At 32.9% G+C, this 24,096-nt stretch carries 21 protein-coding genes; 10 read left to right on the top strand and 11 right to left on the bottom strand.

What is annotated here, in order from left to right; translation table 11 throughout:
* Position 1 precedes the first annotated feature (1 nt).
* On the top strand, positions 2 to 877 hold the full coding sequence (locus BD847_RS20625) for a cation diffusion facilitator family transporter (protein ID WP_115890129.1): 876 nt from the start codon (positions 2 to 4) through the stop codon (positions 875 to 877).
* Between the two features lie 213 nt (positions 878 to 1,090).
* Here the strand turns inward: BD847_RS20625 and BD847_RS20620 are convergent, their stop codons facing one another.
* From BD847_RS20620 to BD847_RS20610, 3 genes are all read right to left on the bottom strand, one after another.
* Positions 1,091 to 3,580: a DUF5686 and carboxypeptidase regulatory-like domain-containing protein gene (locus BD847_RS20620; RefSeq protein WP_115890128.1), complete on the bottom strand. Its 2,490-nt coding sequence runs from the start codon at positions 3,578 to 3,580 to the stop codon at positions 1,091 to 1,093.
* Between the two features lie 128 nt (positions 3,581 to 3,708).
* Entirely contained in the window at positions 3,709 to 4,122 is a 414-nt protein-coding gene (gene aroQ / locus BD847_RS20615) for a type II 3-dehydroquinate dehydratase (protein WP_115890127.1), read from the bottom strand.
* A 122-nt stretch (positions 4,123 to 4,244) separates the two neighbouring features.
* Positions 4,245 to 4,811: a porin family protein gene (locus tag BD847_RS20610; RefSeq protein ID WP_115890126.1), complete on the bottom strand. Its 567-nt coding sequence runs from the start codon at positions 4,809 to 4,811 to the stop codon at positions 4,245 to 4,247.
* Positions 4,812 to 5,093: 282 nt separating this feature from the next.
* Between BD847_RS20610 and BD847_RS20605 the strand changes: the two genes are divergently transcribed.
* The 5 genes from BD847_RS20605 (at position 5,094) to BD847_RS20585 (ending at position 9,695) form a co-directional block, all read left to right on the top strand.
* Positions 5,094 to 5,603 (top strand): porin family protein, encoded by a 510-nt coding sequence (locus tag BD847_RS20605; RefSeq protein ID WP_115890125.1) that lies wholly within the window; start codon positions 5,094 to 5,096, stop codon positions 5,601 to 5,603.
* Positions 5,604 to 5,767: 164 nt separating this feature from the next.
* Positions 5,768 to 6,343, top strand: coding sequence for a porin family protein (locus tag BD847_RS20600; protein ID WP_115890124.1), 576 nt, complete (start codon positions 5,768 to 5,770; stop codon positions 6,341 to 6,343).
* A 145-nt stretch (positions 6,344 to 6,488) separates the two neighbouring features.
* Positions 6,489 to 7,055, top strand: coding sequence for a porin family protein (locus tag BD847_RS20595; protein ID WP_115890123.1), 567 nt, complete (start codon positions 6,489 to 6,491; stop codon positions 7,053 to 7,055).
* Between the two features lie 78 nt (positions 7,056 to 7,133).
* Positions 7,134 to 8,030 carry a site-specific tyrosine recombinase XerD gene (xerD, locus tag BD847_RS20590; protein WP_115890122.1) on the top strand — a complete coding sequence of 299 codons (897 nt, stop codon included), beginning with the start codon at positions 7,134 to 7,136 and terminating at the stop codon, positions 8,028 to 8,030.
* Positions 8,031 to 8,174: 144 nt separating this feature from the next.
* Positions 8,175 to 9,695 carry a PAS domain-containing protein gene (locus BD847_RS20585; protein ID WP_115890121.1) on the top strand — a complete coding sequence of 507 codons (1,521 nt, stop codon included), beginning with the start codon at positions 8,175 to 8,177 and terminating at the stop codon, positions 9,693 to 9,695.
* Positions 9,696 to 9,777: 82 nt separating this feature from the next.
* Here BD847_RS20585 and rny read toward each other — a convergent pair whose 3' ends face one another.
* The 3 genes from rny to BD847_RS20570 form a co-directional block, all read right to left on the bottom strand.
* Entirely contained in the window at positions 9,778 to 11,337 is a 1,560-nt protein-coding gene (gene rny / locus BD847_RS20580) for a ribonuclease Y (protein ID WP_115890120.1), read from the bottom strand.
* Between the two features lie 209 nt (positions 11,338 to 11,546).
* Positions 11,547 to 11,840, bottom strand: a complete 294-nt coding sequence (locus BD847_RS20575) for a cell division protein ZapA (RefSeq protein WP_115890119.1) — start codon at positions 11,838 to 11,840, stop codon at positions 11,547 to 11,549.
* A gap of 5 nt (positions 11,841 to 11,845) precedes the next feature.
* Positions 11,846 to 12,136: a hypothetical protein gene (locus BD847_RS20570; RefSeq protein WP_115890118.1), complete on the bottom strand. Its 291-nt coding sequence runs from the start codon at positions 12,134 to 12,136 to the stop codon at positions 11,846 to 11,848.
* A 179-nt stretch (positions 12,137 to 12,315) separates the two neighbouring features.
* On the opposite strand from BD847_RS20570, the gene BD847_RS20565 reads away from it, so the two are divergent.
* From BD847_RS20565 to BD847_RS20555, 3 genes are all read left to right on the top strand, one after another.
* Complete coding sequence (locus tag BD847_RS20565; RefSeq protein ID WP_115890117.1) at positions 12,316 to 13,998, top strand: M23 family metallopeptidase; 1,683 nt, start codon at positions 12,316 to 12,318, stop codon at positions 13,996 to 13,998.
* An 11-nt stretch (positions 13,999 to 14,009) separates the two neighbouring features.
* On the top strand, positions 14,010 to 16,472 hold the full coding sequence (locus BD847_RS20560; RefSeq protein WP_115890116.1) for a TonB-dependent receptor plug domain-containing protein: 2,463 nt from the start codon (positions 14,010 to 14,012) through the stop codon (positions 16,470 to 16,472).
* A 139-nt stretch (positions 16,473 to 16,611) separates the two neighbouring features.
* On the top strand, positions 16,612 to 17,334 hold the full coding sequence (locus BD847_RS20555; protein WP_115890115.1) for a hypothetical protein: 723 nt from the start codon (positions 16,612 to 16,614) through the stop codon (positions 17,332 to 17,334).
* Between the two features lie 182 nt (positions 17,335 to 17,516).
* Here the strand turns inward: BD847_RS20555 and BD847_RS20550 are convergent, their stop codons facing one another.
* From BD847_RS20550 to BD847_RS20530, 5 genes are all read right to left on the bottom strand, one after another.
* The gene (locus BD847_RS20550; protein WP_115890114.1) at positions 17,517 to 18,218 is read right to left on the bottom strand and encodes a DUF2971 domain-containing protein; all 702 of its coding nucleotides are present in this window, start codon (positions 18,216 to 18,218) and stop codon (positions 17,517 to 17,519) included.
* A 123-nt stretch (positions 18,219 to 18,341) separates the two neighbouring features.
* Positions 18,342 to 20,171, bottom strand: coding sequence for an ABC transporter ATP-binding protein (locus BD847_RS20545; RefSeq protein ID WP_115890113.1), 1,830 nt, complete (start codon positions 20,169 to 20,171; stop codon positions 18,342 to 18,344).
* A 75-nt stretch (positions 20,172 to 20,246) separates the two neighbouring features.
* Positions 20,247 to 21,974 (bottom strand): phospho-sugar mutase, encoded by a 1,728-nt coding sequence (locus tag BD847_RS20540; protein ID WP_115890112.1) that lies wholly within the window; start codon positions 21,972 to 21,974, stop codon positions 20,247 to 20,249.
* 57 nt (positions 21,975 to 22,031) lie between these two features.
* On the bottom strand, positions 22,032 to 22,988 hold the full coding sequence (locus tag BD847_RS20535; RefSeq protein WP_115890111.1) for a glycosyltransferase family 2 protein: 957 nt from the start codon (positions 22,986 to 22,988) through the stop codon (positions 22,032 to 22,034).
* Between the two features lie 8 nt (positions 22,989 to 22,996).
* Entirely contained in the window at positions 22,997 to 23,527 is a 531-nt protein-coding gene (locus tag BD847_RS20530) for a DUF4199 domain-containing protein (RefSeq protein ID WP_115890110.1), read from the bottom strand.
* A 249-nt stretch (positions 23,528 to 23,776) separates the two neighbouring features.
* Here BD847_RS20530 and BD847_RS20525 point away from each other — a divergent pair, with 249 nt between their 5' ends.
* Positions 23,777 to 24,031 carry a type B 50S ribosomal protein L31 gene (locus BD847_RS20525; RefSeq protein WP_011921626.1) on the top strand — a complete coding sequence of 85 codons (255 nt, stop codon included), beginning with the start codon at positions 23,777 to 23,779 and terminating at the stop codon, positions 24,029 to 24,031.
* Positions 24,032 to 24,096 lie beyond the last annotated feature (65 nt).

Genomic DNA, 24,096 nt, shown 5'->3' with positions numbered 1-24,096 from the left:
CATGACAGATGAACAAAAAGCTGTAAAAGCTACTATATTTAGTATAGTTGGAAACACCTGCTTAGCCTTGATCAAAGGCTTGGCAGGTTTTTTTGGCAATTCATACGCCCTGATTGCCGATGCGATCGAATCAACCACGGATATATTTTCGTCTTGTCTGGTTTTATTCGGAATAAAATATTCGAATAAACCTGCAGATGATAATCATCCTTACGGCCACGGCCGTGCAGAACCTTTAATTACCTTTTTGGTAGTTGGATTTTTAATCACTTCCGCTACTATTATTGGGTATGAAAGTATTGCTAATATCGGAACTTCACATGATTTGCCTAAATCTTGGACATTATATGTTTTGGGAGCGATTATTATCTGGAAAGAATACTCTTTTCGTTTAGTTATGAAAAGAAGCAAGCAGACTAATAGTTCATCTTTAGCAGCAGATGCATGGCATCATCGTAGTGACGCTATAACTTCTGTTGCAGCATTTATCGGAATTTCGATTGCTCTGATTATGGGGAAAGGCTACGAATCTGCAGATGACTGGGCAGCACTTTTTGCAGCATTTTTCATTTTATATAATAGCTACAAAATCTTCCGACCTGCACTTGGTGAAATCATGGATGAAAATCTAAATGACGATTTGGTAGAGGAAATTCGTGTTGTAGCTCTCACTGTTCCTGGGATCTTGGGAACAGAAAAATGTTTTATACGAAAAGCAGGAATGCGATACCATGTAGATTTGCATGCAATTGTTTCTGCCGAAATTTCTGTAAAAGAAGGACATGATTTGTCTCATAAGTTACAAGATACTTTAAAAATAAAGATTCCGCAGTTAGGAAATGTGCTAATTCACATTGAGCCGGATGATTATCATTGAGAAAGTTACAAAGGTTCAAAGAAACAAAGTAACAAAGGTTTTTTTTGAAAACTGAACTTCGTCAAAGATTGAAATAAAAAATCCGTTTATTCTTTAAGAGTAAACGGATTTTTATTTATGAGATGTTTGTCAGTTCAAGCGAAGTCAAGAATCATGAGGTATTTCGACTTTGAATCAAACCTTTGTTACTTTGTTTCTTTGAACCTTTGTAACTTAATCTAACACATTCAAAATCTTCAATCCAAATACAACGCCGTTTTGCTGAATTCCGCCTTGATAGGAATGAACATAATCAACTCGGAATAATTTGAATTTTCCGAAACCTAAGTTGTCTAATCCAACTGTAAATTCGGAATATGGTTTTTTGTCCGGAATTGCGAGAGAATGGAATCCAAGATTCAAAGTTGATTTCAAAAGATTTAAAAGCGGAATTTTATTCATAATAAAACCAGTGTCGTTGTATTCAGAATGTAATTCGAAATAACTGTCATTGGTGCTGTTGGAGTAATACGGCATTAAATTGAAAACATTCAAATAACGCGAGCTTGTACCAATATGAGTTTGGTTTCCGTTAAAATGTCTATAATCTATAAAGGAGATGTTTTCTGCATTAAAGAATTTGCCTCCCCTAAAATTTGTTCCGAGAATTCCTTTGTTTCCGAGAGATAAATCATATTGAACAGAAGCTCCGATTCTTTCAAACTCATATTTTTTCTCGCTTGCGGCAAAGGCTTTTTCAAAAACGAAGTAAAGCGTTGGGTATTTTTCATTTTTAATATTATATCTCCCGTCAGGTCTTGAAATGTATTTGTTTCCAAAATTGACTTTTGCCGTTATAGCAGTTTTGAACAAGTGGTGCTGATCAAAAGCTGGAGTTGTAAAGTCATTAGGAGCAAGTGGATTATTTGAGGAATAAAAATCATCTTGTTTAAAGAAAGAATAATCAGTCGTGTTGAATAATGGTTTTCGTTGCTCATAAGCCAGTTTTGCGTTTAAGTTTATTCCGTTTGCGACGTCCTGACCGTAATTAAATTGTAGAAACTCCAAATTGTATAATTTCATGTAATTGTCTTTAAAAAACAAAGAACTTATCGAATTTACAAATTTAGTTATGGGTTCTGAACTATTAAACTGAGCTGTTTTAGTTCCTCCTGAAATATAAAGTGTCGCATAATTTATGTTGTTGAATTTATGCTCAAATTCTCCAATGACACGTAGACGTTCATCTGAAAAACCATAATTGAATGTCGTGCTTATTGAGGTTGATTTGCCCTTTTCGTCATTCCATTTTCTGAAGGAAAAACCGGAATCTAAATTGAATCCCTGAACGGTATTAAAACTCAAAGAAGTTAGATTAAGCAAACCTTGATAATTAAAAGAATAACTTTTGAAAGTGTTTTTATAATCATAACCCATTAAAATATCCCAGATTTTAAACTTGTTGTTTTTTGCATCAATTGAATCGGTGTATTTTCTGGATTTTCGAATAATCTGGAGGCTGTCTTTTTTAGAATAATCAGCACTTTCTTCGATAGTCAGCGGAATTGGACGAATCTGATTCCAGAAAGCATCATCTTTTTTATTGGCATTTAGTTCAAAAGCAACTATTTCGTTACCAAAAGTTTTCTTCTCAAAAGAAGTCGGAAATTCGTAATTGGAATAAACATAACTAAAAGTTCCATTGAATTTTATTCCAAAAAGACCGGCATTAAATGCGAGTGATTGTGCATTTTTTGACCATATTTTATTGATAGAATTATAGCTGAAGCTTTGTTTTAAGTTCATTACTTCAGTAAATTCATTTTTCATTCGGTAGCCTTTTATGTCGAGATCGATAGCATAAATCGCAAAACTATCATCGACAATATAAATATAACCTTCAAAAACGGGTTCTTTATCCCGTTTTGGAATTACTTTAATTTTATTGATTTGATGATTGTTGTCGTCGAAAAAAGTCCCTTCAAGTTTGTACTTATAGTAACTGAATGCATTGTCGGCAATAGGAGAGATGAGTTTGATATCAAATTCTAAAGTGTTATCATAGAAATCGTAAGTCGATAAAGCGGCGGTATTGTAACTATAACCTCTATTGTTTCCGGAGATTTTTGAGGCGATTATTTTCTCTTTTAATTTATCAGGTTTTTCAAAAGAGATTTTTGAAACAGTTTCTGATAAATATAGAATTCCTGATCCTGTCGAATCTAAATTGGATGCCATTTCAGGGCTAAGGTCTATTTTTTTACCTAAAATCTTTTTCGGAAGATCTTTGATTTTAAACATCCCTTTGGAATAAAAATCGGCAGTGTAGCGTCCCGTTCTTTCTGAATTTTCTTTTTTGTTGGCAATAGCACTTCTTATAATGGCGTTTGCCGGATTATTTTTAGGATCGATTACAACTTCATTTAATGCAAAACTTTCTTCAAGCATTTTGACGTCAAGTGTTACCGTTTTTGATTCTGGAATTACAGTGAGTTTTTGAGTTTTAAAACCAAGATATTGAAAAATAATTTTGTTTTTGCCGGGCTCTTTTACATTCAGCTGATATTTTCCTTGTTCGTTTGAGGTGGTTCCGGTATAGGTGTTCTCTTCAAAAACGGAGACAAATGGAAGTGGATTCCCTTTTTCATCGGTTATTGTTCCTTTAATTTGTGATAAACTAGAAAGTGAAAAAAATAGAAAGGCAAGTAAAGTATAGTTTCTCATGTAAGTGGTTTATCTTACAAAAATAGAATAACTTGAATCTGAGCCTATTAATAATTTGTTAAATTGTGGAGAAGGCAATAAAGTCAAATTTCTTTAAAAAAAATCAACTTTATTGCCGTTTATTTTAATTATAAAAAGGACTGAATCGCCAACTCATAACTTTTAAGTCCGAAACCTAAAATAACACCTTTTGCATTCCCAGACAAATAAGACTGGTGTCTGAAGCTTTCTCTTGCATAAGTGTTTGAAATATGTACTTCAATAACTGGAGTTGTAACGGCTTTCATCGCGTCGCCCAAACCTATAGAAGTATGTGTATAAGCGCCGGCATTCAAAATAATTCCGTCAAATGAAAAACCAACTTCCTGAATTTTACCAATTAATTCGCCTTCAATATTGCTTTGATAATAGGAGAGTTCTACGTTTGGAAACTTCGTTTTCAACGTTTCAAAGTAATCTTCAAAAGTTTGACTCCCATAAACTTCGGGTTCTCTTTTTCCTAATAGATTAAGATTGGGCCCGTTGATAATACAAATTTTCATATTTAAATTTATTTACATTGCAGTATTGAAATTGCAACTGATTTTTGATATTGAACTTTGTAAAAATAAAAAAACCGTTCTAAATAAATAGAACGGTTTTTATAAAAGTATGTGATATTCTTTTAGAACATGAATCCAGCAGAAAGTTGCACGACAGAGTTTCTAATATCTGCATTTGAAGAAGCGTCAGTTAATCCCAGACTATAACGTCCTTGAACAAAAATGCTTTCCGTGATTTTTAATCCTAATCCTGCATTAAGAGCAAAATCAAATGTGTTCGCATCATCAAATCTTACGTCATTTTTTTGACTTAATAAAAATGAAGCTTGTGGCCCTGCCTCTAAACTCAATGATTTTGTCAAATAGATTTTTGCCATTACTGGTATTGATAAATATGCTAATTCATTTTTAAAGTCTTCCTGAGCATCTGCAAATTTATAAGTTGCTCCTTGTGTAGAATACAAAAGCTCTGGCTGAATTGAGAATTTTTCTAATAATTTCACTTCGGCTACAACACCTGCATGAAAACTTGTAATTCCGTCTTTGTCAAATGCTACACCATTTAATGTTGCATCACCTGGTTGACTTGCAAAGTTAACCCCTGCTTTAACCCCGAATTTTAATAATTGTGCGTGTACTGTTGCTGATGTTGCAAGGCAAAAAGCAGCTACTAAAAGTATTTTTTTCATAAAAAGGTCTTTTAAAAAAATTGGTATTTAAATGTTATTTATAGTTCAAAACTACATTATTTTAAATTTATTGTTTTATAAGTTGCTTTATATAATTATTAAAATTCTCACTTTTTTAAGTGATTTTGGCTTTTAAAACTAGGTTTTGTAGATTAAATATTTGATTATCAATTACTTATTTGTAATATAATTCTGTCTTATTTTGATACTTTAATTTCTTTTTGCAGTTATTTTTTAATACGTAAAATTTTACTTTCGTGATGTAATTAAAAAAATGAAATCATGAAAAAAGTTATTTTGGCTGCTATTGCAGTAATGGGATTTAGTTTTGCAAATGCGCAAGAACAAACAGCAAAAGGAAAATGGTTAATTGAGGCTAATACTGGATTTGGAGCTGTTAATGTTGGAAACACAAGTTTTCAGTTATCATCTTCTGACGGTGAAACACAATGGGGACTTGGTGCTGAAGGTGGATATTTTGTTGCTGATAACTTGGCTGTTAAAGCTGGTTTAGGTTATAGCGACCTTGGTCACAGTGTAAATGCTTTTTCTTATAAAGTTGGAGCGAAGTATTATTTATTAAATAAATTTCCACTTGAAGCATCTTATACTGGAGCAAGTGTAAAGGACGCTGACGAGAACCCTTCATATATAGGTTTACAAGGAGGTTATGCATGGTTTGTTGGGAAAAATATTTCTATTGAGCCAGGGCTTCGTTACAATATTTCAATGAACGAAGATTACGGAAAAGATGTTTTCCAATTAAATATTGGATTTGCATTACACTTTTAATAAAAACATTATTTAGTTAATTTGTTTTTGTTAGCCTTCCTCGTAATTGGGGAAGGTTTTTTTATTTTATATAGTACTAATTTATTTGTTAAAAACCTATTTGATTTTTATTAGGTATATTTTTATATTTGATTAGATTAATTTTTAACCCTAAACAAATTAGAATGAAAAAAATAATTTTATCTGCCATTGCAATAATGGCTTTTGCATTAGGAAATGCTCAGGAAACTAGATTTGGAATAAAAGGAGGATTAAACATAACAACATATGCCGGAGGGGATTACTGGGATGCTAATTCTTTAGTAGGTTTTCAGGTTGGAGGTTTCGCTGAGATCAAAATTATTGAAAGATTAGCTATCCAGCCGGAAATTTTATTTTCTACACAAGGCGCTAGTCTTGATACACCTTTGGGAGATTATGATGAGAAAATAAATTATATAAATGTTCCTGTTTTAGCTAAATTCTATATTACAAAACAATTTACAGTTGAAGGTGGTCCTCAACTAGGTTTTTTAGTGTCTGCTAAGCAAGATGGTCATGATGCGAAAGACGATTATAAATCAATAGACACTGGATTTAATTTTGGAGCAGGTTATAATTTTACAGATAATGTTTCTGTAAATCTTCGTTATACAGTTGGTTTGTCCAATGTTCTTGATTATGAAGTTGATAATGCAGATGAATATTTTGATAGTCCAAAAAATAGTGTTTTGGCATTGACGATCGGATATAAGTTTTAATTTGTGCTGAATGATATTTAAAACCTTCCCTAATAGGAAGGTTTTTTTGTTTCTAAATTTTGCAGTTATTATTTTAATAAAAATTAATTTTTTAATAAGTATAATTTTATATTTGAACAATTAATGTAACCCAAAACAAATAAGAATGAAGAAAATTATTTTATCTGCTATTGCAATAATGGTTTTTACTTTTAGCAATGCTCAGGAAACCCGATTTGGAGTAAAAGGAGGATTGAATCTCACAAATTTTGCAGGTGGTTGGGATACGACTATAAAAGCAGGGTTTCATATTGGTGGTTTTGCCGAAATCAAAGTTATTGAAAGAATGGCTATTCAGCCCGAGCTTTTATTTTCTACACAGGGAGCCAGATATAGTATGGACGGAGGAAATAATGGTGGATATTATAAATTAAATTATATTAGTGTTCCAGTTTTGGCTAAATTCTATGTTACTAAACAATTTACTGTAGAGGGAGGTCCGCAAATTGGGTTCTTAGTTTCCGCTAAAAATGAAGGTAGAGATATTAAAGATGAATATGAATCTACAGATTTAGGATTTAATTTTGGGGCAGGATACAACTTTACAGATAATCTTGCTATTGGTCTGCGTTACACACTTGGTCTGTCAGATGTTTTAAATAAAGATTATTATAATGATTATGATAACGTTAGAAATAGTGTGTTAGCTTTAAACTTGTCGTATAAGTTCTAATTTTAGGCCTTTAATATATTCTAAAACCTTCTTAATTGGAAGGTTTTTTTATGTCTAAAATTTGTTTACTTTGTGTATATGAAATGGAATAATTATATAAAAGATTATCAATCGTATTTGCGAATCGAAAGAGGTCTTTCAAAAAATACAATTGAGAATTACACTTTTGATATAGAAAGATTATGTCTCTTTTTAGAAAATAATCAAATTGAAGTTTCTCCTGTAAAAATTAGCGACGAAACTGTTCAGGATTTTATATATACGGTTTCAAAAGAAGTGAACCCTCGTTCACAAGCGAGAATAATTTCAGGTTTAAAGAGCTTTTTCAATTACCTGATTTTTGAAGATTATAGAAATGATAGTCCTTTAGAGTTAATCGAAACACCAAAAACGGGTCGTAAGCTTCCTGATACATTATCAGTTCAGGAAATAGATTCGTTAATAGCAGCGATTGATCTGAGTAAAAATGAAGGCGAACGAAATCGCGCTATTTTAGAAGCTATGTACGGTTGTGGTCTGCGGGTTTCGGAGTTGATTTCACTTAAAATATCAGACTTGTTTTTTGATGAAGGTTTTATTAAAATTACCGGAAAAGGGAATAAAGAACGTTTTGTCCCAATTGGAAAACTGACTAAAAAATATATTGAAATCTATAAAAATGAAATTCGGCCTCATTTAATTATTAAAAAAGGTTTTGAAGATACTTTATTTTTAAACAGAAGAGGAAATCAGCTCACTCGGGCTATGATTTTTACCATCATAAAAGATCTTGCTGTCAAAGTGGGTTTGCATAAAAATATCAGCCCGCATACACTGCGTCATTCTTTTGCGACACACTTGTTGGAAAATGGTGCCGATCTAAGATCGATACAATTAATGCTTGGACACGAATCTATTACAACAACCGAAATTTACGTGCATTTGGATAGAAGTTTTTTAAAAGAAGTGATGCATACTTTTCATCCCAGAAAGTAATTTTTTTTGGTAAGCTGGAATTTTTATCTCAAAAATTAATATATTGTACTATAATTTCTACTAAAAGCAAATAAAATCGACGAAATGCACTTTTCAATTTATTTGCGCCATTTTTAAGGTCAAGTTTGCATAAATAAGTACTATATGGTTTTTGATTTATATGGAAATGAAGATTGCTTAGAGGTAAATAATTTTTATAAAAAATTATTAGCTGAAATGCCTGATTTGCTTTTTCAGTTTGTGATAGATAGCGATAATAATTACTCGTTTCCGTTGGTTAGTAAATCGGCTGATGATATTTTTGAAATTTCAGCTAAAGAATTTACCAACGATATTAAACTGATTATATACGACCGAATTTTTACTCAGGACAGGGATTTGTTTTTTCAGTCTTTGGTTACTGCGCGAAAAGAAGTAAAGCCGTGGGAGGTTGAATTTAGAGCGGTATTACCTAAAAAAGGATTGCGTTGGTTTAAAGTTTCGGCAAAAACCGAATTATCCCCTGATGATAGTGTGAGTTTTTTTGGTCACGTCTCCGATATTACAGATTTAAAAGACAAGGAAGAGAGGTTGCGTATTTCTGAAGAACGTTTTCAATTTGCTCTGGACGCTTCTACAGTTGGTATTTGGGATTGGGATATGGTGACCAATAGCGTTTTTTATTCCTCACTTTCCCTTAAAATTTTAGAGTTGGAATCAACGGATATTTTTGATGATCCGGAACGTTGGGATAAGATTGTTCATCCTGATGATCTTCCTAAGTATTATTCGGATATTCATGAACACTTCGATAATAAGATTCCTTATTATGAAAACTACCATCGTGTAATGACTTCCAGCGGAAATTATAAATGGATTTTGGATCGTGGAAAAGTAATTAAACGTGATGAAAACGGAAAACCATTGCGTGTTATAGGGACGCATACTGATATTTCTTTGCAAAAAGAGAAAGAATTGGAATTGCTGAAAACGATGAAATTATATAGCGATCAGAACAGTCGTTTGTTAAATTTTTCGCATATCGTCTCTCATAATTTAAATACACAGGCCGGAAATATAAAATCAATTTTGGATTTTATTGATGCTGATGTAAATAAACAAACCGTAAACGAAATGCTTGAGCATTTAAGAACGGTTTCAAATGACTTGAATGATACGATTTCAAATTTAACACAAATCGTTAAAACGCAAAGTAATATTAATATTGCTGTTGTTCCGTTGAAACTTTGTGAGTATATCGAAAAAACGATTACCACTATTAAAGGTTATGATAAAAGGAAAAATGTTACGATTGTTAATAATGTTCCCAATTATTTGACGATAAATTTTAATCCTGCCTATCTTGAAAGTGTATTATTGAATTTTACCACAAATGCAATAAAGTACGCTCATCCTGATCGTGATCCGCTAATTGTTTTTGATTTTGGATTAGAACCTGACGGTTGTAAGTTCTTGAAGATTTCAGATAACGGTTTAGGAATCGATTTGGCTGTGCACGGCGATCTTTTGTTTGGAATGTATAAAACATTTCATAAACATGAAGAAGCGCGCGGAATTGGGCTTTATATTACTCGAAATCAAATTGAAGCGATGAAAGGGACTATTTCGGTAGAAAGTGAAGTTGGAGTAGGGACTAGTTTTAAAATTGTCTTCAGCGATTTGTAAATGGGTTTAAAAACGGCATATTAAAAACAACAAGGGCTATCTTTTACAGATAGCCCTTGTTGTTTTTTATTTAAATAGAGAATTACTTCGCAATATTTACTGCTCTGGTTTCTCTAATAACTGTTACTTTAACCTGACCTGGATAAGTCATCTCAGTTTGGATTTTTTGTGAAATTTCGAAAGATAAGTTTGCTGCATTGTCATCAGACACTTTTTCACTTTCTACAATTACACGAAGTTCTCTACCAGCTTGAATTGCATATGCGTTTTTAACACCGCTGAATCCGTAAGCTACATCTTCAAGATCTTTCAAACGTTGGATATAAGAATCCAAAACCTGACGTCTTGCGCCTGGTCTTGCTCCAGAGATAGCATCACAAACCTGAATAATTGGAGAAAGTAATGATTTCATTTCGATCTCGTCGTGGTGTGCTCCAATAGCGTTGCATACTTCTTCTTTTTCACCATATTTTTCAGCCCATTGCATACCTAATAATGCGTGAGGTAAATCACTTTCAGTATCCGGAACTTTTCCGATATCGTGTAGTAAACCAGCTCTTTTGGCCAATTTTACATTAAGTCCTAATTCTGCAGCCATGATACCGCAAAGTTTAGAAACTTCTCTCGAGTGTTGTAGTAAGTTTTGTCCGTAAGAAGAACGGTATTTCATTCTTCCGACAACTTTGATTAATTCTGGGTGTAAACCGTGAATTCCTAAGTCGATAACGGTACGTTTTCCAACTTCAATAATTTCATCATCGATTTGTTTAGCAGTTTTAGCTACAACTTCCTCGATTCTTGCCGGGTGAATACGTCCGTCAGTTACCAATTTGTGCAATGACAAACGAGCAATCTCTCTACGAACAGGATCAAAACAAGAAAGAATGATAGCTTCTGGTGTATCATCAACTATGATTTCAACTCCAGTTGCAGCTTCAAGAGCTCTAATGTTACGTCCTTCACGACCGATAATTCTACCTTTTACATCATCAGATTCGATATTGAAAACAGATACACAGTTTTCTACTGCTTCTTCTGTTCCAACTCTTTGAATAGTGTTGATGATGATTTTTTTAGCTTCCTGTTGAGCAGTAAGTTTTGCCTCTTCAATAGTTTCCTGAATATGAGACATCGCTTTAGTTTTAGCTTCAGCTTTTAAACCTTCAACCAATTGTTCTTTTGCTTCTTCAGCAGAAAGTCCTGAAATTACTTCTAATTGTTGTAATTGGCTTTTGTGAAGTTTATCAACTTCAGCTTGTTTTTTGTCTAAAACTTCAATTTTATTGTTGTATTCAGCGGTTTTAGATTCGAAATCGTCGTTTACTTTCTTAGCTTTAGAAAGTTCATTAGAAACCTGAGATTCTTTATCGCGCACACGTTTTTCTACTTCAGCAACTTTTTTATCTCTTGCTAAAATAACTTGTTCGTGTTCTGATTTAAGTTCGATAAAACGCTCCTTTGCCTGAAGAATTTTGTCTTTTTTAATATTTTCTGCTTCTAAATTAGCGTCTTTTAAAATCGAAGCTGCTTCTTTTTTAGCGTTTTTGATGAGGTTTGAAATATTACTTTTCTCGATAATTTTAGCTATCGCAAATCCTGCTGCAATACCTACAATACCAATAATGATCGTTATGATGTCCATGTTTGTTAGGGTTTATATATAAAAAAAGCCTACATTAATTGCTTGAATAAACTCGTAAAGACAAGTTTTGAGCTAACTCACTGTTCAAGTTTCCCAGCCAAAGGAGGGCATACTATAGTAGTGACGATTTGCTCATTCTAAATTGTTAGTGTTGAGTTTACCAATTGTGAACTAATGTAGGCAGTATCTTAGTTTCTGTAAAGAACGTTTTAGTTTTCGAGATATTGATCTAAAAGTAAATTTAAATTTTTAATTCTTTCGATAGTTTCATTTCCATCGATTGCGTTATCAATTTGTTTTTGTTCCACTTGTGATGCAAATTGCAGGGCACACATGGCCAATACATCTTGTTTGTCGCGAACTGCGTAACTTTCTTCGAATTGCTTAATCATGGCATCGATTTTTTTTGAAGCACTTCTAAGTCCTTCTTCCTGCGCCGGTTCAACCGTTAAAGGGTAAACACGGTCTGCAATCGATATTTTGATTTTAAGCTTTCCGTCCATGTTTTCTAATCTGATAGTTGTGCTATACAGTAATCAATTTCGCGAATTAATGAATTTATTTTAAGCTTTGTCTCTCTCTTATTATTGTCGCTGCCGAGCAACGAATTGGCTATTTTAAGTGTCTCATATTGCTTCTTCAAAGCTTCAATTTCTTCAGATTGCTTCTGGATAATTTGCATAGCTTTGGTCAGTTCTAATTGTAAAACCTGATTGTTTTTTTCCAGACCTTTTGATTTCTCAAACAACTTCTGGACTTTATATTCAAGAGTATCAATTATTTCGGCAATTACACTCATTATAAATCCTATTCATTACTTAATCATACAAAGTTAGTATTCCTTTTTATTAATGCAATTTTTTATCGATTTTTTTGCATTAAAAATAGATAATCATATGTATTTCAGTTATTTGTGTTTTTAGGGTTTTATCCTCGGTTTTTCCCTGTTAATTTTTTATCTTAGCAAAAATGTTACTTATGAGATTTTCAGTATTTGCCTTTTTGTGTTGTCATTTTCTTTTCGCTCAAACACAATATCCTAAAGATTATTTTCGCCCGCCACTTGATATTCCAATGCAGCTTTCGGGCAATTTTGGTGAATTAAGACCCAATCATTTTCATGCTGGGTTTGATTTAAAAACCAATCAAAGAGAAGGATTGAATGTGTATGCGATTGCGGATGGATATGTGTCAAGGATAAAAATTTCGACTTTCGGGAATGGGAAATGTATTTACATTACACATCCTAACGGATATACTTCGGTTTATGGTCATTTGCAAACTACTGTAGGTGCTATTCAGGAATATGTTAAAAATACGCATTATAAAGAAAAAGCATATGAAATTGAAATGTTTCCAAAAGCTGGCGAAATTCCGATTACAAAAGGACAGCTGATTGCTCTTTCAGGAAATACCGGATCTTCAGAAGGGCCGCACTTACATTTCGAAATTCGTGATACAAAAACAGAATTTGTAATCAATCCGATTTTCTTTGGCTTTGACCAAAATTTAAAAGATAATAAAAAGCCAACTATAAGTAGTTTGTATGTTTATCCGTTGTATAATTCTGTTGTCAATCAATCCAAGCAGCCATTGATGTTGAATCTTTCATTGCAAAAAGATGGAACTTATCTGGCTGGTAAAGTAAAAGCAAACGGAAAAATTGGTTTCGGAATTAACGCGGTAGATACTGATGATGTTTCGCATAATAAAAATGGCGTTTTTAATGTGACTACTTTCCTGAACGGAAACCCGAATTATAATTATCAGTTTAATACTTATTCATTTGATGAAATGCGTTATATCAATGCGTTTATTGATTATCCGAGGTATAAAAAAACAAGTCAGCGTATTCAGAAACTTTTTATGAAAACGCCTTTTGCCTTGAGTATTATCAAAACAGATTCATTGAGAGGGATAATTTCTGCGGAACCTAATTTAACTTCAAATTACAGAATTGAAGTTTCAGATTATTATGGAAATATGAATTCTATCACCGTTCCTGTTGAATATGATACCGCAACACCGTTAATTCCTTCTGAACCTAATACTTCGAAGTATTTTGTCCGATACAATAAAGACAGCAATTTTGAAAAGGATAATATGTCGGTGTTTTTTCCGGCTGGAACATTTTATGAAGACTTCAATTTAAATTTTGATGTAAGAAATAACAAAATTTATATTCACGATGATACTGTTCCTGTACATTCGAACTTTACGATTACGATAAGAGATACTGTTTATCCGGAATCGTTGAGAGATAAGCTTTATATAGGGAAAGGAACTAGTTATAATGGAACCGTTAGGAAAGGTGATGTTTTTACGGCTAAAGCCAAAATATTAGGGCAATATGGTTTGGTTCTCGATACGATTGCTCCTGTGGTGAAAATTACAAAACCAATTGAAGGTAAGTGGATTAGTGATCAGAAAAAAATTGAACTTACTATAGGAGATTCTCTTTCTGGAATTAAGTCATATAACGGCTATTTGAACGGAAGCTGGGTTTTATTTGAATATGAAAATAAAACCAGAAAGATTACGCATGTTTTTGATGATCAATTTTTGGCTGAAGGTGAGAATGAATTGAAAGTTGAAGTAGTTGATAATGTTGGGAATTCTGCTATCTTTGAGACTAAATTTTTTAGAAGTCAACAAAAATAACAATTGATTCTTTGGACATAAAAAAGATAATATTAGCTTCTCTTTTACTGCTTTTTACCTGTATTTCATTTGCTCAAAATGCTTACGTAAAAGGTGTCGTTATTGATAATGAAAATCATCCGGTTTCTGATGTGAATATTACCTGCTTAGGAAATGTTGCGCAATCTGATGCAAATGGTGTTTTTGAGATTATTGTTCCTTCTAACAGAAAAGTTTCTCTGATTTTTACTCATATTTCTTTAAAAATGATTAGTCTCACGGTTAGTTTGAAGCCAAATGAGGTTTTTCTTTTTAATCCGGTTATGAACAATTCTGAAGAACAAATGGGTGAAGTTTTTGTTTCGTCTAAGAATAAAAAACGCGTTCAGGGAATTGTAACTGTTGAGCCGGAAACCATAAAAAAGATTCCGGGTGCCAATGCAGGAATCGAAAACATACTTAAAACATTGCCTGGTGTAAACTCAAATAACGAATTAAGTACGCAATATGCCGTTCGTGGCGGAAATTACGACGAAAATTTAGTTTATGTAAATGAAGTCGAAGTTTATCGGCCTTTTTTGATTCGCTCCGGACAACAGGAAGGTTTGAGTTTTACGAATACTGATTTGGTTCAGAATGTCGATTTTTCTGCAGGCGGATTTCAGGCTAAATATGGTGATAAATTATCTTCCGTTTTAGATATTACTTATAGAAAACCTACTCGATTTGGTGCTGCTTTTGAAGCTAGTTTACTGGGAGGAAGTGCAGCGGTAGATCTTGTTTCTAAAAATAAAAAATGGTCGGCAGTAACAGGAGTAAGATATAGAAATAATAGTCTTCTGGTAAACAGTCAGGATACGGAAACAAATTATACGCCGACATTTGCTGATATTCAGACGAATGTTAATTATGATATTTCTGAGAAGTGGCAAATAAGCTTTTTGGGTAATATTTCTCAAAACAAATATTTGTATGAGCCATTAACACGCAAGACAAATTTTGGAACTATTGATAAGCCTATGGCGCTGAATGTTTATTATGAGGGGCAGGAAAAAGATCAATATGATACATACTTTGGTGCTTTAAAAACTACTTATAAAGCTTCGCCAACTTTAACTTTTAAGTTGATAGGTTCATTGTTTCATACAACAGAGCAGGAACATTTCGATATTTTGGCGCAATACCGTTTAGGAAATGTTGATGAAGATGGAAATGTAGAAGATAACGATTTTACTCGTGGAATTGGTTCGCAGCTTAATCATGCCCGAAACGATTTGGATGCATTAATTGCAAATGCTGAAATAAAAGGATTTAAAGAATGGCTAAATGACAGTCAGCTCGAATTTGGATTGAAATATACAAGAGAATCCATTCGAGATCGAGTTGTAGAATGGGAAGTTATTGATTCTGCAGGTTTTTCGATTAATCCGCCTTTGCAGATTTTGCCTGAAAATAATCAGCCCTATCAGCCTTATACGGGACCATTATTGCCTTATCAGGATGTTCGGGCAACAAATTTCAATACAATAAACAGATTTTCCGGTTATACGCAGTTCAATAAAAAAACGACATTAGGTTCGAATCAGATTTGGTATCATATCGGAGCTCGTTTTCAGGCTTGGAACGTTGACGGGGTTGTCGAAGAAGGAAAAACGCAATTTGTAGTTAGTCCACGAGCTCAGTTTGCCATAAAACCCGATTGGGACATGGATATGGTTTTCAGAGTTTCAGGAGGTTTATATCATCAACCGCCTTTTTACAGGGAACTTAGAGATTTAGATGGTGTTGTGAATCCAAATGTAAAAGCGCAGGAATCGGTACATATTGTTCTTGGGAATGATTATAATTTTAAAATGTGGAATCGTCCTTTTAAATGGGTTACCGAAGTTTATTACAAATCGCTTTCAGATGTAAATGTGTATTCGATTGATAATGTGCGAATCCGTTACATTGCCAATAATAATGCAAAAGCATATGCGCAAGGTTTTGATTTCAGGCTGAATGGAGAATTTGTTCCCGGAACCGAATCATGGGTGAGTTTTGGATATTTGAAAACGGAAGAAAATTATGAAAACAGAGGTTATATCGCCAGACCGACAGATCAGCGTTTAAAATTTGCGATGCTTTTTCAGGACTATATGCCGAATATTCCGAGTGTAAAATTATATCTTAATTTGGTTTATAATACTGGTTTGCCTGGTGGTGCGCCAGCTTATTCGGATCCGTATTTGTATCAAAGCAGATTAAATGATTATAGACGAGCAGATGTTGGTTTTGCTAAAGTTTTTGTTGACAGCAGTACTCAAAATTTGAAAACCGGCTGGCTTAAGAATTTCAAGGAATTGTCGTTAGGATTAGAAATTTTCAATCTTTTCAATAATCAAAATGCAATTACTAACACTTGGGTGCGTGATGTGTATTCTAAAAATCAATATGCAATTCCGAATTATATGACTTCGAGAGTTTTTAATGTAAAACTGAACGCGAGACTTTAATGATTTTTTCTATTCTTATGCAATTTTTTAGAAATAGGAGAAGTTTATGTAAAGAATGATTCTTAGTCAGTAAAATTCAATAAAAACAAAAAATACAATCAAAAATAGTATATTTGATAATCTAATATAATTGCCATAAATGAAAAACTACATAAAATATATCGCCTTAGTAATCATCGGAACAGTAGTGAGTTGCAAAGATGAAGTACAGCAGAAGCCGAAAGTAATTTATGATGCTTCAAATAAAGCGGGTGTTGTTAAAACAGATTCTACTCAAATTGAAATTGCTGATCTTCCTATACAAATGGAAGGAACGAATTATCTAATTCATCCGGTTGGTGATTTGAGAGTGTCTGAAAGAGGTTCTAAAGCCCGATATGGTTCTTCAAGTGTAAACGATGTAAGTTTTACAATTTCTAATTTGGGAGAATATGAAATCACGGGATATTTACAGAATCTAAAATTCCAAAAAGTAGATTCAGATTCTATAAGACCTTTGTCAGATAAACCGGTTTTGATTTTAACAGCAACTTATTTAAAAACGGTTGCAGATAAAACGCAAAACAAAGTAATGGTTTATACGTTAACAGATTCAGATACCAACAAAGACGGGAAGATTGATACAGGAGATATTAAAACGTTGTATTTAAGTAATATCAGCGGTGAAAATTTCACGAAAGTTTCTCCAGATCTTCAGGAATTAGTAGACTGGAGTTTAATTGAATCAAAAAACCGAATCTACTTCAGAACAATTGAAGATACTAATCAAAACGGTCAGTTCGATAAAAATGACGTGTTGCATTATAATTATATTGATCTGGCTTCTAAAAAATGGGAGGTTAAAGCTTATAAACCTATTTAAAGTTGCTAAGTTTCTTAGATCCTAAGATTCTAAGATTTCTCAATCTTCATACATAAAAACAAAAACCGGCTAAAAATTTAATTTTTAGCCGGTTTTTGTTTTATCAAGGTATTTAATAATTTTTTTTTTAATCTGCAGCTAAAAAAAACTTAGAATCTTAGGATCTAAGAAACTTAGCAGCTTTATATCAATATATCGCTTTCCAAATCTGATTTTTCAGTTTCAAAACCAAAGCCCAGACGCTCTACTAATTCGATAACTAATTTTTTGTACCAGTTTTCAGATTTTGGATGAATGTATATTTTTTCAATTAACTGATTAATATCCACATTGATTTTTAAACCGTCATTTAGTTTAAGATTGCTTTTTGAAGTATCTGTAATAATTCGGACTTCACGTTCATATTGAAAACTTTTTCTTTTAAATAAAAACGGAAAGAATAAATCATCAAACGGAATATATTCTTTTTTGTAATCGATGTAATTGACTTCGCCTATATATTGATCAAAGTTGTTTTCTGGTTTTAATGCTTTCTGTAATCTTCCGATAGTCGATTGAATGGCTAAACCTTCACTGTTTTGTGTGAAAATTTGCCACATAGCAAACGATTCATATTCGTTGATATGCCAGCTGCTTATGGCAACTTGTTCGCGTTGTGTTTTGTAGTATTTTAAGAAATCCGGATTGTCAATTGCGAGTTTTTTAATCTCTTCGTAAGTAGGTTCGCTGAAGGTGCCTTCGTATTGATCTTCAAATTTGTCTGAACGCGACATGAACAATTTCTTCGAGAGCAGTAAATCAAGAAATTTAGATAAGTCAAGATATTTCCAAACCACAGTGTCCGGATCTTCCGGCAGTTTTATATTCGGATTATTTAGGTACATTTTTTTTGGGATTAAGCAAATTGCTACCTAAAGTTATAAAAATAAACACAGATTAAAGAAATTAAACTGAGTTTTAATATTTCCTTAATCTGTGAGGATTATTTTATTTATTTGCTTAATTTCTTAAGATTCGAAAGATTGCATTGTAACTAATTTATTATAAGTTCCGTTATGAGCAATCAGTTCTTCGTGTGTTCCTTGCTCGACGATTTTTCCTTTTTGCATTACCACAATAATATCAGCTTTTTGAATAGTTGAAAGTCGGTGAGCAATTACGATCGAAGTTCTGTTTTGCATCATATTTTCAAGAGCAACCTGAACAAATTTTTCGCTTTCAGTATCCAATGCAGAAGTAGCTTCGTCCAAAATCATGATTGGAGGATTTTTTAATACCGCTCTTGCAATAGAAAGACGTTGTTTTTGTCCGCCTGAAAGTTTATTTCCGCTATCGCCGATGTTGGTGTAAATTCCTAAAGGCAATTCTTTTACAAATTCATATGCATTGGCAATTTTTAGTGCTTCAATAATTTCATCATCGGTTGCATCTAATTTTCCTAATGAAATATTCGCTTTAATAGTGTCATTAAATAAGATACTATCCTGAGTTACCAATCCCATTAAACTTCGAAGCGATTGCAGATTCATGTCTTTAATGTTGATTCCGTCAATAGAAATTGTTCCATCATTTACATCATAAAAACGAGTCAATAAATTTGCAATCGTACTTTTTCCACTTCCTGATTGTCCAACAAGTGCAACAGTTTGTCCTTTTTTAATGTTAAGAGAAAAATCTTTTAAAACAGATTCTTCTTCATATTTAAAGTTGATATGCTGAATGCTGATAGCGTCATCAAATGTTGATTTCTCAATAGCATTTTCTTTTGATACAATAGTGTTTTCCTGCTCTAAAATCTCCAGAACACGTTCTGCTGCAGCATTTCCTCTTTTAACTCCGTAAGAAGCTTTAGAAATTGCTTTTGCCGGAGTAAGAATGTTGTATGCTAGTCCCATGTAAGCAATAAATGCAGCGCTTTCAAGTGTTTTATCTATTAAGACCATTTGGCCTCCGTACCATAATAAAATTGCAATTACGGTGATTCCCATAAATTCACTGGCAGGAGAAGCTAAGTTTTGACGATTTCCAATGCTGTTGGATAAATTGAAAAAACGTTCTGTAGAGTTTTGGAAAACGTTATTAAAATAGTTTTCAGCATTATATCCTTTCACAACTTTTAGTCCGCCAATTGTCTCTTCAATTGTAGATAAAAAAGCGCCTTGTTCCTGTTGTGCTTTGCTGGATTGTTTTTTAAGTTGCTTTCCAATCAAGGAAATAATATATCCTGAAATCGGAATAAAAATGAAAACAAATAAAGTCAGTTTGGCACTGATGATCAACATCGCGCTTATAGTGAAAATAATCGTTAAAGGCTCTTTTACAATAAGTTCTAATATGGCTAAAAATGAATTCTGAACCTCATTGACATCGGCGGAAATTCTCGAAATTACATCTCCTTTTCTTTTTTCAGAATAAAATGCCAAAGGAAGTTCAAGTGTTTTTTTGTACAAAGCATTTCGCATGTCTTTTAAAACACCATTTCGTAAGAAATTAATAAAAAACATCGCCAAATAATCGGCTAGATTTTTTAATAAAAAGATTGAAATGATAATCGCAACCATAACCGATAAAACATAGCCTGGTTCATGGTTTTTTTGTGCTGTGGTAATGTAATAGGCTAAATAGTTTTCGCCATATTTTTTAAGTTCAAAAAGACCTGTGTATACCGGTTCTGTTGTGACTTTTTTTCCTTTTTCAAATAATACCTGAAGCATTGGTATTAAAGCAACGAAAGAAAGTGTGCTAAAAAGCGCATACAAAACATTGAAGAAAATGTTTAAGAATGCATATTTTTTATATGGATATATAAAGGGAACTATTTTTTTGAAATTACTCATTTAGGTGTTTTTTACCATTAAAACCCGATAGCTTTAAAAGTTATCGGGTTTTTGAAAAATGTTGTTGTATTTTAATTATTTCAATTGCATATCAGCAATGATATTCTGTATTTTTCCGTCTAAGAACTTTTCCGCTTCATCAAAATCAGAAACCGATTCGATTTCAGCGTTTACACTGATATAGAATTTAATTTTTGGTTCAGTTCCGCTTGGACGCGCGCAAATTTTAGATCCGTCTTCGGTGTAATAAATCAATACATTCGATTTCGGGATATCCATTGTAGATTCTTCTCCACTTAATAAATTTAAAGCAATAGAAGAATCGTAATCTTCAACCATAATAACGCGTTGTCCATTAATTTCTTTTAAAGGATTCTGGCGTAGATTGATCATCATTTGATTGATTTCTTCTAAACCTTCCATTCCTTTTTTAGTTAAAGAAACTAAATATTCTTTGTAGAAGCCATTTTCAACGTAAAGTTGTAAAAGTTCTTTATAAACAGAACTTCCTGCTGCTTTTGCCTGAGCAGCAACTTCGCATATTAATAAAGTAGCAGCAACTGCATCTTTGTCTCTAACGGCATCACCCACCATAAAACCAAAACTTTCTTCACCACCTCCAATAAATTGAAGTTCAGGGAAATCTTTGATCATTTTGGCAATCCATTTAAATCCGGTTAAACCAACTTTGCATTCTACACCGTAACTTGTTGCCAATTCCATAATCATTGGAGTTGAAACAATTGTAGATCCTACGAATTGTTTTCCATTAAGTTTGCCTGCCTTTTTCCATTGTTTCAATAAGAAAGAAGTCATTAAAACCATCGTCTGATTTCCGTTAAGTAAAATTAATTTACCATCATTATCTCTAACGGCAACACCCAAACGATCACAATCAGGATCTGTTCCAACAACAATATCGGAGTTTGTTTTTTCTGCTAAAGCCAATGCCATTGTCAAAGCTTCAGGTTCTTCTGGGTTTGGAGATTTTACAGTTGGGAAATCTCCGTCAGGAATTGCCTGTTCAGGAACAATGTGAACATTTTTGTAACCTGCCTGTGATAAAGTGTCAGGAATAGATTTTATAGAAGTTCCGTGCAGTGAAGTAAAAACGATATGTAGATTGTCTTTGGCTTCAGCCGGAGTATTAAAACTTGCATTTTCGATAGATGATTTAACAAATGCTTTGTCAATTTCGGTATCGATATATTTAATTAAGCTTTCGTTAGCGTCAAATTTGATTTTATCGTAGCTTAAATTTTCAATTATATTGATAATTGCGGCATCTTGCGGAGGTACAATTTGTCCACCATCTTGCCAATATACCTTGTAACCGTTGTATTCTGGTGGATTGTGCGAAGCAGTCAAAACAATTCCGCACTGACATCCTAAATATTTAAGAGCAAAAGATAACTCCGGAGTTGGTCTTAAATCTGAGAATAAATAAACCTGAATTCCGTTTGCTGAGAAAACATCTGCAACGACTTTTGCTAAAGTATTACTATTGTGACGACAATCGTAAGCAATAACAACTTTCAACGGTTCGTTTGGAAAAACTTCGTGTAAGTAATCAGATAATCCCTGAGTATTTTTTCCAAGCGTGTATTTGTTGATTCGGTTGTTTCCAATACCCATAACACCGCGCATTCCTCCAGTTCCAAATTCCAGGTTTTTATAAAAACTTTCTTCCAGTTCTTTAGGAGAAGTAGTCATTAATTCCTTAACAGCGGCTTGGGTTTCTTTATCGAATGTTGGTGTTAACCATTCGTTTACGGCGTTTAATATATTAGGTGCTATATTCATGTGAATGTCTTTTATTTAATTTAAGATATTGTTTAACTAAGAACTAAACGTCCTTTATTAAAAATTAACTTCTCTGGCTACTTTATATCGTGCTTCGTTGCTTTTGGTTCTTAGAATGATTTCACCTAGAAATCCGGCTAAGAATAGTTGAGTTCCTAAAACCATTGTGGTCAAAGCAATATAAAACCACGGATTGTTGGTTACCAGACTGTATTTCATTCCGGTATACATATGATATAGTTTTGAAACTCCAATGTATCCCGCAGCTAAAAATCCGATGATGAACATCAAAGAACCGATGGCTCCAAATAAGTGCATTGGTCTTTTTCCGAATCGTGATAAAAACCAAATGGTGATCAAGTCAAGGAATCCGTTTATGAAACGTTCCATTCCAAATTTGGTTTCACCGTATTTTCTGGCTTGGTGAATAACTACTTTTTCGCCAATTTTTCCGAATCCGGCATTTTTTGCCAAAACAGGAATGTATCGGTGCATTTCGCCAGATACTTCGATATTTTTAACAACAGTGTTTTTGTAGGCTTTTAATCCGCAATTAAAATCGTTTAATTCAACGCCAGAGGTTTTTCTGGCTGCCCAATTAAATAATTTTGAAGGCAGATTTTTTGCTACAACAGAGTCATAGCGTTTCTTTTTCCAGCCCGAAACCAAATCGTATTTCTGAGCGGTAACCATTTCGTATAAACCTGGAATTTCGTCAGGACTGTCTTGTAAATCAGCATCCATTGTAATGATAACATCACCTTGTGCTTTTGCAAAACCAGCGTGCAAAGCCTGAGATTTTCCAAAATTTTTCATAAAACGAATTCCTTTTACATTCGGATTTTCGTTAGAAAAACTTTCAATAATATTCCAAGAATCATCTGTACTTCCATCATCTACAAAAATGATTTCATAAGAGTAATTGTTAGATTGCATCACTTTAATAATCCATGAGTAGAGTTCTTTCAGTGATTCCTCCTCGTTTAGAAGCGGTATAAGTATAGATAAATTCATTTATATTTTTATTCTTGTATAGATTTGCTTTTGAAAAATGCGGCTAAGATTAATCCTAAAATTGAATAACCAACGATACTAAAAATCAAAGCTTTTAATTGTTCGATAGTTGAGAAAGGATTGTTTTCTTTCATTTTGGCTAATGCTTCATTTATAGAAGCCGCCGGAGTGCCGAATTTTTGTAATGTTTCGGCCATATATTTAATTAATAAATCGCTTATAGTTGCTTTTGCTTCAGGATCAATCACATTAAATAATAGGATGCTGAACAAAGTAGAAATAGCAAGAGCAATTATCGTAGTTATGAAGAAGGTTGTAAAGGCATCTTTAAAGGAGAAAAAACCATTGATGTCTTTTTTTGTTTTGGTAAGCAATAAAATGCCTATTACCACATAAATAACAAAAGTTAGACCGCCAATCCATCCTGAAACAAATAATTTTAGATCTATAGCATATATAGTGGCCGTAATTAATGCCAGAATAATTCCTAGGGTGATTCCGTAGGCAACACCATTCTTTTTTATAACTTCATTGATCATATTTTCTATATGTTTTAAAATTAATCCACAAATATAATAATTCCCGCTATAATCGGGGATAAAAAAAGCTTTTCGAAATAAACTAAAAAAAAGTGTGCTAAGTATTTGTTTATTAAAAAAGAATTGTAAATTTGCACACTCAAAAATAATTAAATTTTTAAACAAAAAAGAGCAGGGTTGTTTACACCTTTTTCTAACCATGGAAAAGCTTCAAAATAAAAATGCTCCAAACAATAAATAAAAGAAAAGATGAAAAAAGGAATTCACCCAGAAAATTACAGATTAGTTGCATTTAAAGACATGTCAAATGATGACGTTTTTATCACTAAATCTACTGCAGATACAAAAGAAACAATTGAAGTTGACGGAGTTGAGTATCCAGTTGTAAAAATGGAGATTTCTAGAACATCTCACCCTTTTTATACTGGTAAATCTAAACTTATCGATACTGCAGGACGTATTGATAAATTCAAAACTAAATATGCAAAACACGCTAAAAAATAATAGCTGTTTAAATTATATAAAAGCCTTCCAAATTTGGAAGGCTTTTTTTATGCGATAATTTATTA

Source organism: Flavobacterium cutihirudinis (assembly GCF_003385895.1).
Taxonomy (GTDB): Bacteria; Bacteroidota; Bacteroidia; order Flavobacteriales; family Flavobacteriaceae; genus Flavobacterium; species Flavobacterium cutihirudinis.
The sequence above is the reverse complement of the archived record's forward strand: the minus strand, read 5'-3'. Positions and strand labels throughout refer to the sequence as shown.

Bases quoted from the DNA above. Each gene is read 5' to 3' on its own strand.
- BD847_RS20625 (WP_115890129.1), top strand. From the start codon at position 2: ATGACAGATGAACAAAAAGCTGTAAAAGCTACTATATTTAGTATAGTT.
- BD847_RS20620 (WP_115890128.1), bottom strand. From the start codon at position 3,580: ATGAGAAACTATACTTTACTTGCCTTTCTATTTTTTTCACTTTCTAGT.
- aroQ (WP_115890127.1), bottom strand. From the start codon at position 4,122: ATGAAAATTTGTATTATCAACGGGCCCAATCTTAATCTATTAGGAAAA.
- BD847_RS20610 (WP_115890126.1), bottom strand. From the start codon at position 4,811: ATGAAAAAAATACTTTTAGTAGCTGCTTTTTGCCTTGCAACATCAGCA.
- BD847_RS20605 (WP_115890125.1), top strand. From the start codon at position 5,094: ATGAAAAAAGTTATTTTGGCTGCTATTGCAGTAATGGGATTTAGTTTT.
- BD847_RS20600 (WP_115890124.1), top strand. From the start codon at position 5,768: ATGAAAAAAATAATTTTATCTGCCATTGCAATAATGGCTTTTGCATTA.
- BD847_RS20595 (WP_115890123.1), top strand. From the start codon at position 6,489: ATGAAGAAAATTATTTTATCTGCTATTGCAATAATGGTTTTTACTTTT.
- xerD (WP_115890122.1), top strand. From the start codon at position 7,134: ATGAAATGGAATAATTATATAAAAGATTATCAATCGTATTTGCGAATC.
- BD847_RS20585 (WP_115890121.1), top strand. From the start codon at position 8,175: ATGGTTTTTGATTTATATGGAAATGAAGATTGCTTAGAGGTAAATAAT.
- rny (WP_115890120.1), bottom strand. From the start codon at position 11,337: ATGGACATCATAACGATCATTATTGGTATTGTAGGTATTGCAGCAGGA.
- BD847_RS20575 (WP_115890119.1), bottom strand. From the start codon at position 11,840: ATGGACGGAAAGCTTAAAATCAAAATATCGATTGCAGACCGTGTTTAC.
- BD847_RS20570 (WP_115890118.1), bottom strand. From the start codon at position 12,136: ATGAGTGTAATTGCCGAAATAATTGATACTCTTGAATATAAAGTCCAG.
- BD847_RS20565 (WP_115890117.1), top strand. From the start codon at position 12,316: ATGAGATTTTCAGTATTTGCCTTTTTGTGTTGTCATTTTCTTTTCGCT.
- BD847_RS20555 (WP_115890115.1), top strand. From the start codon at position 16,612: ATGAAAAACTACATAAAATATATCGCCTTAGTAATCATCGGAACAGTA.
- BD847_RS20550 (WP_115890114.1), bottom strand. From the start codon at position 18,218: ATGTACCTAAATAATCCGAATATAAAACTGCCGGAAGATCCGGACACT.
- BD847_RS20545 (WP_115890113.1), bottom strand. From the start codon at position 20,171: ATGAGTAATTTCAAAAAAATAGTTCCCTTTATATATCCATATAAAAAA.
- BD847_RS20540 (WP_115890112.1), bottom strand. From the start codon at position 21,974: ATGAATATAGCACCTAATATATTAAACGCCGTAAACGAATGGTTAACA.
- BD847_RS20535 (WP_115890111.1), bottom strand. From the start codon at position 22,988: ATGAATTTATCTATACTTATACCGCTTCTAAACGAGGAGGAATCACTG.
- BD847_RS20530 (WP_115890110.1), bottom strand. From the start codon at position 23,527: ATGATCAATGAAGTTATAAAAAAGAATGGTGTTGCCTACGGAATCACC.
- BD847_RS20525 (WP_011921626.1), top strand. From the start codon at position 23,777: ATGAAAAAAGGAATTCACCCAGAAAATTACAGATTAGTTGCATTTAAA.